The sequence below is a fragment of the Streptomyces achromogenes genome, from assembly GCF_030816715.1.
Taxonomy (GTDB): domain Bacteria; phylum Actinomycetota; class Actinomycetes; order Streptomycetales; family Streptomycetaceae; genus Streptomyces; species Streptomyces achromogenes_A.
In genome coordinates this window covers 2,156,203-2,171,116 of record NZ_JAUSYH010000001.1, presented here as the reverse complement: position 1 = coordinate 2,171,116, position 14,914 = coordinate 2,156,203, and the positions used below count along the sequence as shown (strand labels likewise).

The following is a 14,914-nucleotide window of genomic DNA, read 5'->3' as shown; positions in this document are numbered from 1 at the left end:
CGGCCCGGCGTCGCAACGCGACCCGCGGCCCGCGAGGTGCCATCCTCCGTCCTGTGACGGAACCCACCCACGCAGAGGCCCACGACGGCTCGCTCGGATCCCGGCTCAACTGGCTGCGCGCCGCGGTCCTCGGCGCCAACGACGGCATCGTCTCCACCGCGGGTCTCGTCGTCGGCGTGGCCGGCGCGACGGACGACCGCTCGGCGCTGCTGACGGCCGGCCTCGCCGGGCTGCTCGCCGGGTCGATGTCCATGGCGGCGGGCGAGTACGTCTCGGTGTCGACCCAGCGGGACTCCGAGAAGGCCGCGCTCGCGCTGGAGCGGCAGGAGCTGCGCGAGCAGCCCGAGGCCGAACTGGAGGAGCTGACGGAGCTGCTGGAGGAGCGGGGCCTGTCCCGGGACGTGGCCCGGGAGGCGGCCGTCCAGCTCACGGAGCGGGACGCCCTGCGGGCGCACGCGCGCGTGGAGCTCGGCATCGACCCCGACGACCTCACCAATCCCTGGCATGCGGCCTGGGCGAGCTTCCTCGCCTTCACGGTGGGCGCCCTGCTGCCGCTGCTGGCCGTCGTGCTGCCCCCGGCCGACCTGCGTCTCCCGGTGACCGTCGTGTCCGTCCTGGTGGCCCTGACCGCCACGGGCTGGTCCGGCGCGCGGCTGGGCGCCGCACCCCCCGGGCGGGCGGTGGTGCGCAATGTGGGCGGCGGGGCCCTCGCCATGGGGGTGACGTACGTGGTCGGATCACTGCTGGGGGCCACGGGGGTGTGAGGCGGCGCGGGCGCGAGGCCGAGGGAGTGCGGGGAGGCGTGCGTGCGGGGCGGCGGGGTGTGAAGGAGGCGTGAAGCGGGCGGGTCCGCCGCCGCGGGTTGGCGGGGATCACCAACAAGCAAGCGCGTACCCCAGGAAATACTTGTCGGTAACACCGTCTAGCCGCAGCCCACCAGCGGTTCTACGGTTCCTGCATGCCGAACCTGCCCGATGTCGTGCTGTGGTCGATACCCGCCTTCGTGCTGCTCACCGTGATCGAGATCATCAGCGTCCGCGTCCATCCCGACGAGGACGCCGCCGGGTACCAGACGAAGGATGCCGTGACCAGCGTCGGCATGGGGCTGGGAAGCCTCGTCCTCGACTTCGTCTGGAAGATCCCGATCGTCGCGATCTACACCGCGATCTACGAGCTCACACCGCTGCGCGTGCCCGTCCTGTGGTGGACGCTCCCGCTGATGCTGCTGGCGCAGGACTTCTTCTACTACTGGTCCCACCGCGGCCACCACGTCATCCGGGTGCTCTGGGCCTGTCACGTGGTCCATCACTCCAGCGAGAAGTTCAACCTCACCACCGCCCTGCGCCAGCCCTGGACCACGCTGACCGTCTGGCCCTTCTACGTTCCGCTCGTCGCCGCCGGCGTCCACCCGGCCGCGCTGGCCTTCTGCTCCTCGGCCAACCTCGTCTACCAGTTCTGGATCCACACCGAGCGGATCGACCGGATGCCCCGGTGGTTCGAGTTCGTGTTCAACACGCCCTCCCACCACCGCGTCCACCACGCCTCCCAGGGCGGCTACCTGGACCGCAACTTCGGCGGCATCCTCATCGTGTGGGACCGGCTGTTCGGCTCCTTCGTACCCGAGACCGACCGGCCCGTGTACGGGTTGACCAAGAACATCAACACGTTCAACCCGATCAAGGTGGCGACCCACGAGTACGTGGCGATCGCCAAGGACGTGAGGGCGGCGTCGGGCTGGCGCGAACGGGCGGGGCGGGTCTTCGCCGGCCCGGGCTGGCAGCCGGCGGCCCCGTCGGAGCCGGCCTCGTCCGAGCCGAACCCGTCCGAGCCGGCCCCGCCCGCGCCCACGCCGCCGGGCGCCCCGGTCGGGGAGACGACCGCCGCGTGACCCGTTCCCGCGTCCCGTCGGCCCTGTTCTGCCTGTTCGCGCTCGCCGCCGTTGTCGACCTGCTCAGCCTCGCCGTCGGCTTCGAGCCCGGACACGCCGTCGTCAAGCCGCTCCTGATGCCTCTCCTCGCCGCCTGGGCGGCCCTGCGCGGCGCGCCCCGGCTCCTCGTCGCCGCCCTGCTGTGCGGCTGGGGCGGCGACACCCTGCTGCTGTTCGACGCCGACGCCGCCTTCCTCGCCGGCATGGCGTGCTTCGCCGCCGGACACGTCTGCTACCTCGTGCTGTTCACCCGCGTCGGCCGGTCCCGCACGGGCGCCCTGCTCCTCGCTCCCTGCTACGCCGTCGCCCTGATCACCACGGTCGTCCTGCTTCGGCCCGATCTGCCCGCCGAGCTGCGCCTTCCCGTCGCCGTCTACAGCACCCTGCTCACGGCCATGGCCTACACCGCCGGCACCCGGCTCGGCCCCGTCGCCGGCGTCGGCGGCGCGCTCTTCCTGCTCTCCGACACGCTCATCGCCACCGGCGTCGCGGACTGGCCGCAGCCGCCGCGCCCCGACCTGTGGATCATGCTCACCTACCTCGCCGCGCAGTTCCTGCTGGTCCGCGGCGCCCTCGGCGAGCGACGCCCGGCGCGGGAACGGGCCGACAGCCTGCCGGTGGCCGCCGGCCCCGGATGACGGGCCCCGCCGTTCAGAGCCAGCGGGCCGGATCGGCTCCCCAGCGGCCCGGCGGGCGCGCCCAGTCGGTCGGCCCGCCGTCGAAGCGCACCGGCGGCAGGGCGTACCGCAGCCGTCCGAGGGGACTGTCGGCGCGCGCGAGCCAGGGCGACAGGTCGACGCCGCCGTCCCCGGTCCGCCGCACGTCGTGTTCCGGGCCCCCTGGCGCGCCGGTCCGGGCGTCCTCGGTCAGCCATGCCGCCGTCCGGGCCAGTGCCAGCCGGACGAGGCGGGAGCCGCCGTCGGCCGACCGGTCGGTCAGCGCCCGCAGCACGCCGGCTGCCAGCAGATAGCCGCTCCCGTGGTCCAGGGCCTGCGCCGGCAGCGCCCCGGGCTGCTCGGCCGAGCCCTCGACGGCCGCGATGCCGGTGGCCGCCTGCACGAGGCTGTCGAAGCCCCGCCGGTCGCCCCAGGGCCCGTACGCCCCCCACGCCGACACCTGCGCGACGACCACTCCGGGCCGGCGTTCGGCCAGCGCCTCGGGGGAGAGCCCGAACCGGTCGAGCGCGCCCGGCCGGTAGCCGGTGACGACAACGTCGGCCGTCGCGAGCAAGTCCTCGAAGGCCCGCCGGTCCGCGGCGAGGTCCAGCAGGGCCGAGCGCTTGCCGAAGCCCGTGTCGGCGTGCTGGTCGGGCAGCTCGGGCAGACCGGGAGCGTCCACACGCAGGACGTCCGCGCCGAGCAGGGCGAGGGTGCGGGTGGCGACCGGCCCGGCGAGGACCCGCGTCAGGTCCAGGACGCGCACTCCGGCGGCCGGCAGCAGGGGGCCGCCGTCCACCGGCGCGAAGGCACGCGCGCGTGCCCCGTCCAGCCTGCCCCGCTCGACCAGGGGCCGGCCGGCGATCGCGGCGGCCTGCTCGTGCGCCGCCCATTGCCGCGGCGTGCGCACCGCGACGGCCAGACCGCCGGCCGCCTGCACCGCGTCCTCGACGTCCTGTGCCCCGCGTCCGGCGAGAACGGCCTCGACGGCGGCGGGCAGGGAGTCCACGCCGTCGGCGTCCGCGGGCAGGCCGAGCGCGCACAGCAGGCGCTCGCGGTGGTGCGGGTAGTTGGCGTGGGTGCGCACCCAGCCGTCGGCGGTCCGCCAGAACCGGGACAGCGGGGCGAAGAGCACCGGAGCCCGGTCGTCGACCAGCGTCTGCCGTTCACTGACGAACGCCGCGGCCACCGCTCCGTCGTCCACCCGCACCTGTGGCGGCTTCGGCAGGCCCGCCCGTCGCGCCCCCAGCTCGGCCGCGGCCAGCGCGCACACGCCCACACAGGCGCTCGCCAGCTGCCGCACGGGCAGACGCGACGGCAGAGCGCCCTCCCGGACGACCGTCGACACATGCGCGAGGAGAGCGGGATCGCCGCCCAGTTCCGACCATGCGAACTTGATGTCAGTCATGACTGTATGATGCATTATTGATTCAATCAATATATGTGGGTCGGTCGAGCCGGCGTCGTCGCACGGGAAAGGGCCGGGCGGATGACCGCCCGGCCCTCGAACCCGTGCGCCGCGGTGACGGCGGCGACGGCGACGCGACTACTTCACGGCGCGCAGCGCGTTCACGACGCCGTGGCCGAAGAAGGCGTTGTACCGCTTTCCGCCCACGCACGTCGCGTCCACGACGCCGTTGCCGTCACCGTCGTACGGCTCGGCCGGGCACGCCGTGCTGTCCGCCTGGAGCTTGAGCAGCGCCCGCAGCTGGGCGGGGCTCGCGTACGGGTGGGTCGACTTCAGCAGCGCGGCCACGCCGGCCACGTGCGGCGACGCCATCGAGGTGCCCTGCAGGTAGCCGTACGTGTTGTTCGGCAGCGTCGACAGGATGCGCCCGTTGGCCGACGGCGTGTCCGGGATCTGGTACTTGTCGCCGCCCGGGGCCGCCACGTCGATCGCGCCCAGACCGTAGGTCGAGTAGTACGACTTGGTGCCCTTGACGCCGGTGGCGCTCACGGTGACGACACCCGGCAGCTGGGTCGGCACGTCGAAGCACTCGTGCGGGTCGATCGTGCGCGGGACCGGCGTGGCGTCGTCGGGGCTGGACTCGTCCACGATGGCGTCGGAGTCGAGGTCGTGGTTGGAGTTGCCCGCCGAGGCCACGTTGAGCGTGCCCTTCTTCTGGGCGTACAACTGGGCCCTGTTGACCGCGTCGACGATGGCCTTCTGGTCCGGGTCGTCCATGCAGTTGTACAGCCACGGGTCGACGTAGTAGCTGTTGTTCGTGACCTCGACGCCGTGGTCGGCGGCGAACACGAAGGCGCAGACGACGTTCTCCGGGTAGAAGAGGCCGTCCTTGGGGTCGCTCACCTTGATGCTCGCGACCTTGACGCCCGGTGCGACGCCGGCGACGCCTACGCCGTTGCGGGCGGCCGCGATCTCACCGGCGACATGGGTGCCGTGGTAGTCCTCCGCGGTGTACGGACGCCAGGCCCCCGCGCTGGTGTCCGCGACGCCGCCGACGCAGTTCGCCGACTGGGACGCGGAGAAGTTCGCGGTGAGGTCCGGGTGGGTGTCGTCGACGCCGGTGTCGATCACCGCGACCGTCACCCTCTTGCTGCCCGGGTTGATCGTGGCGGCCTTGTCGGCGCCTATCGCGCGCAGGTCCCACTGGTCCGCCTCGAGGGGCTCACTCTGGCCCGCCGAGCCGGACGCCTTCGCGACCTTCGCGGCCTCCGCCTTCGACAGGACCTGCACCGCGCCCTCGTCGGTGGTCCCGGCGGCGGTCAGTGGAGTCGTGCGGGTGGCGCCGGCCGACTGCACACCCCGCACCGCGCGTATCCGCGGACCGAAGTCGGGGTTCGCCGAGTGGACGACGAGCACGCCGATCCGCTCGTACGACGCGACGACGGTGCCGCCGACCGAGGCGATCGCCTTCTTCACCGACCCGATCGTGCGGTGGTCCACCCTCGTGTTGACGACGTACGCCAGCGTCGGGGCGTCGGTCGCCCGGGTGGCGGACGTCGTGGCGGGAGCCGCGGAGGCCGCCGTCGGCAGGAAGCCGAGGGAGGCGGTCAGCGACAGCACGACGGGCACCGCGAGTGCGAGGCGGCGTCTGGAAGGCAGATGAGCCATGGGGTCTCCACATCATCCGGAAAGGGGACCTGACCGAGCACAGGTCTGCTCGGCAGGTACATGACGGGTGGTGCTGAGCCGAAGCTATCCAACTGACTCGCCGGCCAGCAACGACCTGGGGCGACGACTTCCGAGCAAGGCCGCCGCCCCGGCCCGCACGGACACGACGGAACCCCGGTCGACAAGTGCCCGATCGAGTTGAACCGCCCCTAGCGCGCCGCCGTGCCCTTGGTCAGGGAGCCCGTGCACGATCGAGCCCCGCCCGACCCGCCGTCCGCAATGCGAGGAGACTCCGTGGCCACCGAGACACCGCCCCCCTCGAAGACCCCCAGCCGGCTCCCCACCACCGAGGAGTTCGTCGCGGTGCAGGAGAGCGCGGAGTTCGGTGAACTGCGCGGCGCCTACCGCGGCTTCGCCTTCCCGCTCACCGTCGCCTTCATCGCCTGGTACCTGCTGTACGTCCTGCTCTCCAACTACGCGGGCGACTTCATGGGCACCAAGCTCTTCGGCAACTTCAACGTGGCGATGACCCTCGGCCTCGCCCAGTTCCTCACCACGTTCCTCATCGCCTGGTGGTACGCGCGGACCGCCGCCGCCAAGTTCGACCCCAAGGCCGACGCGATCAAGTCCCGGATGGAGAGCGGAGAATGAGCACCGCACAGCAGACCCTGCTCGCCGCGGGCGAGGCCAGTGAGCACCGCACACTGATCATCGTCCTGTTCTCGGTGTTCGTCGCCGCGACCCTCGTCATCACCGTATGGGCCGGCCGCCAGACCAAGGACGCCGCCGACTTCTACGCCGGCGGCCGCCAGTTCACCGGCTTCCAGAACGGCCTCGCCGTCTCCGGCGACTACATGTCCGCCGCGTCGTTCCTCGGCATCGCGGGCGCCATCGCCCTCTTCGGCTACGACGGCTTCCTGTACTCCATCGGCTTCCTGGTGGCCTGGCTGGTCGCCCTGCTCCTGGTGGCGGAGCCGCTGCGCAACTCCGGCCGCTACACCATGGGCGACGTCCTCGCGTACCGCATGCGCCAGCGTCCCGTCCGCACCGCCGCCGGCACCTCCACCATCGTGGTCTCGATCTTCTACCTGCTCGCCCAGATGGCGGGCGCGGGCGTCCTGGTCTCGCTCCTGCTGGGCATCACCAGCGACGCCGGCAAGATCGGCATCGTCGCCCTCGTGGGCGTGCTGATGATCGTCTACGTCACCATCGGCGGCATGAAGGGCACCACCTGGGTGCAGATGGTCAAGGCCGTCCTGCTGATCGCCGGGGCCCTGCTGCTCACCTTCCTGGTGCTGCTGAAGTTCGACTTCAACGTCTCCGACCTGCTGGGCTCGGCCGCCGACAACAGCGGCAAGGGCGCGGCCTTCCTGGAGCCGGGCCTCAAGTACGGCGCCAGCGGCACCACCAAGCTGGACTTCATCTCGCTCGGCATCGCCCTCGTCCTGGGCACCGCGGGTTTGCCGCACATCCTGATCCGCTTCTACACGGTGCCCACCGCCAAGGCCGCCCGTAAGTCGGTCCTCTGGGCCATCGGCCTGATCGGCGCCTTCTACCTGATGACCCTCGCCCTCGGCTTCGGCGCCGCCGCGCTCATCAAGCCGGACGAGATCATCGCCTCCAACAAGGCCGGCAACACGGCCGCACCGCTCCTCGCGCTGCATCTGGGCGGCGTCGACTCCAACTGGGGCGCCATCCTGCTGGCCACCATCTCGGCGGTCGCCTTCGCCACCATCCTCGCCGTCGTCGCCGGCCTCACCCTGGCGTCGTCCTCGTCCTTCGCCCACGACATCTACGCCAACGTCATCAAGAAGGGGCAGGCCTCCGAGAAGCAGGAGCTCAACGCGGCCCGCTACGCCACCGTCGGCATCGGCGCGGTCTCCATCCTGCTCGGCGCCCTCGCCCGCGACCTGAACGTCGCCGGCCTGGTCGCCCTCGCCTTCGCGGTCGCCGCCTCCGCCAACCTCCCGACGATCCTCTACAGCCTCTTCTGGAAGCGGTTCACCACGGCCGGGGCCCTGTGGTCGATCTACGGCGGCCTGGTCACCGCGGTCGGCCTGGTGCTGTTCTCGCCGGTCGTCTCCGGCAAGCCCAGCTCGATGTTCCCCGACGTCGACTTCCACTGGTTCCCCCTGGAGAACCCCGGCCTCATCTCGATCCCGGTCGGCTTCCTGCTGGGCGTCGTCGGCACCCTCCTGTCGAAGGAGAAGCCCGACGACGCCAAGTACGCCGAGCTGGAGGTCCGCTCCCTGACCGGCACCGGGGCCCACTGAGGCGACCGGAACCGGGGGCGCGGGCGTCCACCGGTCACGCTCCTCCCGCGGCCGCGTCGTAGGTCCCTACGACGCGGCCGCGTCCCACCTCGTGGGATCGGGCCCTGTCGCTGTCGGCGGCGTCACGTAGGCTCACAAGTGACGGAACAGGCACGCGATCCACCACGAGGGAGGGGGCCCACGTGCTCATCGACACCTACGGCCGAGTGGCCACCGACCTGAGGGTCTCGCTCACCGACCGGTGCAACCTGCGCTGCACCTACTGCATGCCCGAGGAGGGCCTGCAGTGGCTGGCCAAGCCCGACCTCCTCACGGACGACGAGATCGTCCGCCTCATCGACATCGCGGTCACCTCCCTCGGCATCGAGGAGGTCCGCTTCACCGGCGGCGAGCCCCTGCTGCGCCCCGGCCTGGTCGGCATCGTCGAGCGGGTCGCCGCGATGGAGCCCCGCCCCCAGACCTCCCTCACCACCAACGGCATCGGGCTGCGCCGCACCGCCCCGGCCCTCAAGGCGGCCGGCCTGGACCGGGTCAACGTCTCCCTCGACACCCTGCGCCCCGACGTCTTCAAGACCCTGACCCGCCGGGACCGTCACAAGGACGTCCTCGAGGGCCTCGAAGCCGCCCGCGAGGCCGGCCTGACCCCGGTGAAGGTGAACTCGGTGCTGATGCCGGGCCTCAACCAGGACGAAGCGCCCGACCTGCTGGCCTGGGCCGTCGAGAACGACTACGAGCTGCGCTTCATCGAGCAGATGCCGCTGGACGCTCAGCACGGCTGGAAGCGCGAGGGCATGGTGACGGCCGGGGACATCCTGGCCTCCCTGCGCACCCGCTTCGAGCTCACCGCCGAGGGCGAGCAGGAACGTGGCTCGGCCCCGGCCGAACGCTGGCTGGTGGACGGCGGCCCGCACCGCGTGGGCGTCATCGCCTCCGTCACCCGCCCGTTCTGCGCCGCCTGCGACCGCACCCGCCTGACGGCCGACGGCCAGGTCCGCACCTGCCTCTTCGCCCGCGAGGAGACGGACCTGCGGGCGGCCCTGCGCTCCGGCGCCCCCGACGAGGAGATAGCCGGCATCTGGCGCCTGGCGATGTGGGGCAAGAAGGCGGGCTCCGGTCTGGACGACCCGAGTTTCCTGCAGCCGGACCGGCCCATGTCGGCGATCGGCGGCTAGTGCCGTGCCGGGCGTCGCGAGCCGGTGAGCCTTTCCGGTCACGGCACTGGGAGCTCCCTCCGCCCCCGCTCCGGCCGGGTCCGGTGCGCGGGACCGGCTCAGACGGCCCGGTCCCCGGACCCCTCCGGGGGTTCCCACTCGGTCAGCGCGACCACGTCCTTGAGGAAGCCACGGACCTCGAGGAACTGCGACAGATGCTCGCGGTGCTCCTCGCACGCGAGCCACGTCTTGCGTCGCTCCGGCGTATGGAGCTTCGGGTTGTTCCAGGCCAGCACCCACACCGCGGCGACACGGCAGCCCTTGGCAGAACAGATGGGGGTCTCGTCACTCACGGAGTCGTCTCACCACACGCACACAAAGGCGACGCCGAGCAGCCACGGGGGGAGCTGCCCGGCGTCGGTCCGTCGCTCCGACGGGGGATGCGGAGCGCGTACGAAGTATGTCACGGCAGACCACCCCCACGGCACTGGAACAACATGATTGATCTGAGCTTTTCCTGAGCTTGGCGCACAGCCCGCTCACGGCTGCCGCTCAGCCCGACCGGGCGCCGGTTCCTCCCGGCGGGGTTCCGCGAAGCCCTCCTCTTCGGGGGCGGACTGAGCGGAGCCGTCGTCGGCGCGCGGCGGCGTGATCATGGGCCGCACAGGCACGCCGACGAACGTCGAGGGAAGCGAAGGCACGTTCTCCCGGCCGGCGTTGGCGACCACCACCGCGATATAGGGCAGCACCAGGCCCAGGACCAGCGCCACCACGGCCACATGCCGTTCCACGTTCCACAAGGTCGCCGCCAGGATCACCGCCACCGTGCGGACCGACATCGAGATGATGTAGCGCCGCTGGCGGCCCCGCACATCGTCCTGGAGCCCCTGGCGTGCGCCGGTGATCCGGAACACCTGGGCGTTCCCGCCGCCACCCTGCTTCCGCATGACATTCCCCGTCCGCCCGCGTCGTCCTTCCCCCTGCCCTCCACGTTACGCCGCGGCTGCGCAGTCCTGGAGACCGGGGCGTCTGCGGTCCGGGCGACCCTGCTGCGCCGTCCCGCGTACGGCCGTACCCGACATGCGTCGTACGGCGAGCGACCCGAGACTTGAGGCCACTGCTCACGTAGAGCCGGAAAAGGAGACAGCCATGGGCTGGTTGTGGGCGATCATCGTCGGATTCGTGCTGGGCCTGATCGCGAAGGCGATCATCCCGGGCAAGCAGCACAGCCCTCTCTGGCTGACCACCATCTTCGGCATGCTGGGCGCGATCGTGGGCAACGCGGTCGCCCGTGCGGCGGGCGTCGAGTCCACGCCCGGCATCGACTGGAGCCGGCACGTGTTCCAGCTGATCGCCGCCATCATCATCGTCGCTCTCGGCGACATGCTCTACATGGCGACGCTGGGCAAGAGGAAGCACCACCGCGCCTGAGCGCGTACACCGGCGCACACGACGGCGCCCACGGCGACGGGGCGGCCACCCGCGGGAAGCCGCCCCTTCGCCGGTGCTGCCGGTCGGGCGGTCAGCCGGTGACCTCCACGGCGGCGAGGTTCTTCTTCCCGCGACGCAGCACCAGCCACCGCCCGTGGATGAGCTCCTCCGCCGCCGGCACCGCGTCCTCGGCCGTGACCTTGACGTTGTTCACGTAGGCCCCGCCCTCCTTGACGGTCCGCCGCGCCGCCGACTTGCTGGCCACCAGGCCGACCTCGGCGAACAGGTCCACGACCGGTCCGAGCTCCGCGACCTGGATGTGCGGCACCTCGGAGAGGGCCGCGGCCAGCGTCCGCGCGTCGAGGTCGCCCAGCTCGCCCTGACCGAAGAGGGCCCTGGACGCGGCGACCACCGCGGCCGTCTGGTCGGGGCCGTGGACCAGCGTCGTCAGCTCCTCCGCCAGCGCGCGCTGTGCGGCGCGGGCCTGCGGCCGCTCCTCGGTCTGCCGCTCCAGCTCCTCGATCTCGGCACGGGACCGGAAGCTGAAGATGCGCAGGAACTTCGAGACGTCCCGGTCGTCCGCGTTCAGCCAGAACTGGTAGAACGCGTACGGCGTCGTCATCTCGGGGTCCAGCCAGACCGTGCCGGACTCCGTCTTGCCGAACTTCGTGCCGTCCGCCTTGGTGATCAGCGGGGTGCCCAGGGCGTGCACCACGGCGTCGGGCTCGACCCGGTGGATCAGATCGGTGCCCGAGGTGAGGTTGCCCCACTGGTCGCTGCCGCCGGTCTGCAGGGTGCACCCGTACCGCCGGTACAGCTCCAGGAAGTCCATGCCCTGCAGGATCTGGTAGCTGAACTCGGTGAAGCTGATGCCCGCGTCGGAGTTGAGCCGCCGGGAGACGGCCTCCTTGGCGATCATCTTGTTCACCCGGAAGTGCTTGCCGACGTCGCGCAGGAACTCGATGGCCGACAGGCCCTGGGTCCAGTCCAGGTTGTTGACCATGACGGCCGCGTTCGGGCCCTCGAAGTCGAGCAGCGGCGCGATCTGCGCGCGCAGCCGCTCCACCCACTGGGCGACGACCTCGGGCGCGTTCAGCACGCGCTCCGCGTTCGGCTTAGGGTCGCCGATCAGGCCGGTGGCGCCCCCGACCAGGCCCAGCGGACGGTTGCCCGCCTGCTGGATGCGGCGCATCGTCAGGATCTGCACGAGGTTGCCGAGGTGCAGGCTGGGCGCGGTCGGGTCGAAGCCGCAATAGAACGTGACAGGACCGTCCGCGAACGCCTTGCGCAATGCGTCCTCGTCCGTGGAGAGGGCGACCAGCCCTCGCCACGTCAGTTCGTCGACGATGTCCGTCACGGTTCTCGGTCTCCTTGATGATCTTCACGCAGTCGGATGACTGCCGGCTACGAGGTTATACGCCCTGACTGACAGAGCTCATATTGAAGTCCGGCACCCGCAGGGCGGGCATCGCGGCCCTGGTGAACCAGTCGCTCCACTCCCGGGGCAGCGTCTTCTCCGTGCGCCCCGCCTCCGTCGCCCGCCCCAGCAGGTCGACCGGCGACTCGTTGAACCGGAAGTTGTTGACCTCGCCGACGACCTCGCGCGTCCTCGACGAGGTACACGCCGTCCCGGGTCAGGCCGGTCAGCAGCAGGGTCGCCGGGTCGACCTCGCGGATGTACCAGAGACAGGTCAGCAGCAGGCCGCGACCGGTGGCGGCGACCATCTCGTCCAGCGAGCGGTCCGCCCCGCCGTCCAGGATCAGGTTGTCGGCCCCCGGCGCCACCGGCAGCCCGGTCAGCGCCGCGCTGTGCCGGGTGGTCGTCAGGTTCCTCAGCTCGCCCCCGCCGATCCACTCGGTGGACCGCAGCGGCAGCCCGTTGTCGAACACCGACTGGTCGCCGCCGGAGGTGTGCGCGATGACGAACGGCGCCGACTCCAGGCCGGGCGCGTTCGGGTCGCTGCGCAGCGTCAGCGGCAGGTCGGTCAGCTTCTCGCCGAGCCGGGTACCGCCGCCGGGCTTGGAGAACACCGTCCGGCCCTCGGTCGCGTCCCGGCCGGACGCCGACCACAGCTGGTAGATCATCAGGTCGGCCACCGCGGTCGGCGGCAGCAGCGTCTCGTACCGGCCGGCCGGCAGATCGATCCGCCGCTGCGCCCAGCCGAGCCGCACGGCCAGCTCGGCGTCGAGCACCGCCGGGTCGACGTCCTTGAAGTCACGGGTCGACCGCCCCGCCCACGCCGAACGCGTGCGGTCCGGGGATTTGGCGTTCAGCTCGAGCGTCCCGTTCGGCTGGTCGTGCCGCAGCCGCAGACCCGTCGAGGTGCCCACGTACGTCGAGACCAGCTCGTGGTTGGCGAACCCGTACAGCTCGCGGCCGCCCGCACGCGCGCGTGCGAACGCCTCGCCCAGCGCCGGCGCGAAGTCGGCGAACACCGCGGACGAGGTCTCCGCCGGCGCCTCCGTGAACTCGGGAGACGGTGCCACGCCCGTGACCAGGGGCTGGGCGTCCTCGGCGGGGTGCGCACCGCGCGCGGCGGCCTCGGCGGCCCGCACGAGGGGCTCCAGATCGTCCTCGGTCACCGCGGCGCGGGAGACGACGCCGGAGGCGGTGCCCTCCTTGCCGTCGACCGTCGCGATCACGGTGAGCGTGCGCCCGCGCGTCACGCCGTTGGTCGTCAGCGCGTTGCCCGCCCAGCGCAGGTTCGCCGTCGACTGCTCGTCGGCGATGACGACGCAGCCGTCGGCCCGCGACAGCCCGAGGGCGCGCTCGACGACCTCGTGCGGCTTGGTGCTACGGGCGCTCATCGACCGGCCTCCTGCGTGGTGTTCAGAATGTTGACGCCCTTGAACAGGGCCGACGGACAACCGTGCGACACCGCCGCCACCTGGCCCGGCTGGGCCTTGCCGCAGTTGAAGGCGCCGCCGAGGACGTACGTCTGCGGACCGCCCACCGCCGCCATCGAGCCCCAGAAGTCGGTGGTCGTCGCCTGGTAGGCCACGTCCCGCAGCTGCCCGGTGATCCGCCCGTTCTCGATCCGGAAGAACCGCTGCCCGGTGAACTGGAAGTTGTAGCGCTGCATGTCGATGGACCAGGAGCGGTCGCCGACGACGTAGATGCCCCGGTCGACGCTGCCGATGAGGTCCTCGGTGGACATCCCGGCAGGATCCGGCCGCAGCGACACGTTGGCCATGCGCTGCACCGGCACATGTCCGGGGGAGTCGGCGAACGCGCAGCCGTTGGAGCGCTCGAATCCGGTGAGCTTCGCGATCCGCCGGTCCAGCTGGTAGCCGACGAGCGTGCCGTCCTTCACCAGATCCCAGGACTGGCCCGCGACGCCCTCGTCGTCGTACCCGACGGTCGCCAGGCCGTGCTCGGCGGTGCGGTCGCCCGTGACGTTCATCAGCTCCGAGCCGTAGCGCAGCGTGCCGAGCTGGTCGAAGGTGGCGAAGGAGGTGCCGGCGTAGGCGGCCTCGTAGCCGAGGGCGCGGTCCAGCTCGGTGGCGTGCCCGATGGACTCGTGGATGGTCAGCCACAGGTTGGACGGGTCGACGACCAGGTCGTACAGCCCCGGGTCCACGCTCGGCGCGCGCATCTTCTCGGCGAGCAGCTCCGGGATGCGGGCCAGCTCGTCGTCCCAGTCCCAGCCGGTGCCGGTGAGGTACTCCCAGCCGCGTCCCACGGGAGGCGCGACGGTGCGCATCGAGTCGAACTCGCCGCTGGACTCGTCGACCGACACCGCGTTCACCGCCGGGTGCAGCCGCACCCGCTGCTGGGTGGTCACCGTCCCGGCCGTGTCGGCGTAGAACTTGTTCTCGTGGACGGTCAGCAGCGAGGCGTCCACGTGGTTGATGCCGTTCGCCGCCAGCAGCCGCGTGCTCCAGTCCGCGAGCAGCGCCGCCTTCTCCTCGTCCGGCACGGTGAACGGGTCGATCTCGTAGGACGAGATCCACGTCCTGTCCGCGTGCACCGGCTCGTCGGCCAGCTCGACCCGCTCGTCCGAGCCGGCGGCCTTGATCACCTGCGCGGACAGCTTGGCCATCGCCACCGCCTGCGAGGCGACCCGGGCCGCGGCGTCCATCGTCAGATCCACGCCGGACGCGAACCCCCAGGTGCCGCCGTGCACCACCCGCACCGCGTACCCGAGGTCGGTGGTGTCCGAGGACCCGGCGGGCTTGGCGTCCCGCAGCCGCCAGGACGCGCTGCGCACCCGCTCGAACCGGAAGTCCGCGTGCTCCGCACCCAGCGCCCGCGCGCGTGCGAGCGCGGCGTCGGCGAGGGCGTGTAGTGGCAGTGCGAGGAATGACTCGTTGATCTCGTGGGGCACGATGGCCCTCCTCCTCTTCGACCCCGATTCGGCAGGTAACCCGGCCACTCCGGGCAGGGGTACCGAGGTGCA

The 14,914-nt window shown here is 71.8% G+C and carries 13 protein-coding genes and 1 pseudogene; 7 read left to right on the top strand and 7 right to left on the bottom strand.

Annotated elements, in window-relative coordinates; translation table 11 throughout:
• Positions 1–53: 53 nt before the first annotated feature.
• The 3 genes from QF032_RS09805 to QF032_RS09795 all read left to right on the top strand — a co-directional run bounded on the left by QF032_RS09805 (position 54) and on the right by QF032_RS09795 (position 2,565).
• On the top strand, positions 54–764 hold the full coding sequence (locus tag QF032_RS09805) for a VIT1/CCC1 transporter family protein (protein ID WP_307041593.1): 711 nt from the start codon (positions 54–56) through the stop codon (positions 762–764).
• A gap of 194 nt (positions 765–958) precedes the next feature.
• Positions 959–1,888: a sterol desaturase family protein gene (locus tag QF032_RS09800; protein WP_307041591.1), complete on the top strand. Its 930-nt coding sequence runs from the start codon at positions 959–961 to the stop codon at positions 1,886–1,888.
• Positions 1,885–2,565, top strand: a complete 681-nt coding sequence (locus QF032_RS09795; RefSeq protein ID WP_307055764.1) for a lysoplasmalogenase — start codon at positions 1,885–1,887, stop codon at positions 2,563–2,565. The genes QF032_RS09800 and QF032_RS09795 overlap by 4 nt, the downstream gene beginning before the upstream one ends.
• Positions 2,566–2,578: 13 nt before the next feature.
• Here the strand turns inward: QF032_RS09795 and QF032_RS09790 are convergent, their stop codons facing one another.
• Positions 2,579–3,991 carry a CoA transferase gene (locus QF032_RS09790; protein WP_307055762.1) on the bottom strand — a complete coding sequence of 471 codons (1,413 nt, stop codon included), beginning with the start codon at positions 3,989–3,991 and terminating at the stop codon, positions 2,579–2,581.
• A gap of 138 nt (positions 3,992–4,129) precedes the next feature.
• Positions 4,130–5,659, bottom strand: a complete 1,530-nt coding sequence (locus QF032_RS09785) for a S8 family peptidase (protein ID WP_307055761.1) — start codon at positions 5,657–5,659, stop codon at positions 4,130–4,132.
• 294 nt (positions 5,660–5,953) lie between these two features.
• Between QF032_RS09785 and QF032_RS09780 the strand changes: the two genes are divergently transcribed.
• The 3 genes from QF032_RS09780 to moaA all read left to right on the top strand — a co-directional run bounded on the left by QF032_RS09780 (position 5,954) and on the right by moaA (position 9,104).
• Positions 5,954–6,310, top strand: a complete 357-nt coding sequence (locus tag QF032_RS09780; RefSeq protein ID WP_057582277.1) for a DUF485 domain-containing protein — start codon at positions 5,954–5,956, stop codon at positions 6,308–6,310.
• Positions 6,307–7,932: a solute symporter family protein gene (locus QF032_RS09775; protein ID WP_307055759.1), complete on the top strand. Its 1,626-nt coding sequence runs from the start codon at positions 6,307–6,309 to the stop codon at positions 7,930–7,932. The genes QF032_RS09780 and QF032_RS09775 overlap by 4 nt, the downstream gene beginning before the upstream one ends.
• Positions 7,933–8,114: 182 nt before the next feature.
• On the top strand, positions 8,115–9,104 hold the full coding sequence (gene moaA, locus QF032_RS09770; RefSeq protein WP_306953509.1) for a GTP 3',8-cyclase MoaA: 990 nt from the start codon (positions 8,115–8,117) through the stop codon (positions 9,102–9,104).
• A 98-nt stretch (positions 9,105–9,202) separates the two neighbouring features.
• Here the strand turns inward: moaA and QF032_RS09765 are convergent, their stop codons facing one another.
• Positions 9,203–9,436 carry a hypothetical protein gene (locus QF032_RS09765; RefSeq protein ID WP_307041583.1) on the bottom strand — a complete coding sequence of 78 codons (234 nt, stop codon included), beginning with the start codon at positions 9,434–9,436 and terminating at the stop codon, positions 9,203–9,205.
• Between the two features lie 186 nt (positions 9,437–9,622).
• On the bottom strand, positions 9,623–10,030 hold the full coding sequence (locus tag QF032_RS09760; RefSeq protein WP_307041581.1) for a DUF3099 domain-containing protein: 408 nt from the start codon (positions 10,028–10,030) through the stop codon (positions 9,623–9,625).
• A 202-nt stretch (positions 10,031–10,232) separates the two neighbouring features.
• Here QF032_RS09760 and QF032_RS09755 point away from each other — a divergent pair, with 202 nt between their 5' ends.
• A complete protein-coding gene (locus tag QF032_RS09755) occupies positions 10,233–10,514 on the top strand; it encodes a GlsB/YeaQ/YmgE family stress response membrane protein (protein WP_307055757.1) in 282 nt (93 codons plus the stop codon).
• 91 nt (positions 10,515–10,605) lie between these two features.
• Here the strand turns inward: QF032_RS09755 and tyrS are convergent, their stop codons facing one another.
• The 3 genes and pseudogenes from tyrS to QF032_RS09740 all read right to left on the bottom strand — a co-directional run bounded on the left by tyrS (position 10,606) and on the right by QF032_RS09740 (position 14,842).
• On the bottom strand, positions 10,606–11,871 hold the full coding sequence (gene tyrS / locus QF032_RS09750; protein WP_307041577.1) for a tyrosine--tRNA ligase: 1,266 nt from the start codon (positions 11,869–11,871) through the stop codon (positions 10,606–10,608).
• A gap of 55 nt (positions 11,872–11,926) precedes the next feature.
• Positions 11,927–13,322: pseudogene (locus tag QF032_RS09745) on the bottom strand (metallopeptidase TldD-related protein).
• A complete protein-coding gene (locus QF032_RS09740; RefSeq protein ID WP_307041573.1) occupies positions 13,319–14,842 on the bottom strand; it encodes a TldD/PmbA family protein in 1,524 nt (507 codons plus the stop codon). Before QF032_RS09740 ends, QF032_RS09745 begins: the two are co-directional and overlap by 4 nt.
• Between the last annotated feature and the right edge of the window lie 72 nt (positions 14,843–14,914).

Excerpts from the sequence above, each read along its gene's own strand:
- QF032_RS09800 (WP_307041591.1), top strand. The coding sequence starts at position 959 with ATGCCGAACCTGCCCGATGTCGTGCTGTGGTCGATACCCGCCTTCGTG.
- QF032_RS09790 (WP_307055762.1), bottom strand. The coding sequence starts at position 3,991 with ATGACTGACATCAAGTTCGCATGGTCGGAACTGGGCGGCGATCCCGCT.
- QF032_RS09785 (WP_307055761.1), bottom strand. The coding sequence starts at position 5,659 with ATGGCTCATCTGCCTTCCAGACGCCGCCTCGCACTCGCGGTGCCCGTC.
- QF032_RS09775 (WP_307055759.1), top strand. The coding sequence starts at position 6,307 with ATGAGCACCGCACAGCAGACCCTGCTCGCCGCGGGCGAGGCCAGTGAG.
- QF032_RS09760 (WP_307041581.1), bottom strand. The coding sequence starts at position 10,030 with ATGCGGAAGCAGGGTGGCGGCGGGAACGCCCAGGTGTTCCGGATCACC.
- QF032_RS09755 (WP_307055757.1), top strand. The coding sequence starts at position 10,233 with ATGGGCTGGTTGTGGGCGATCATCGTCGGATTCGTGCTGGGCCTGATC.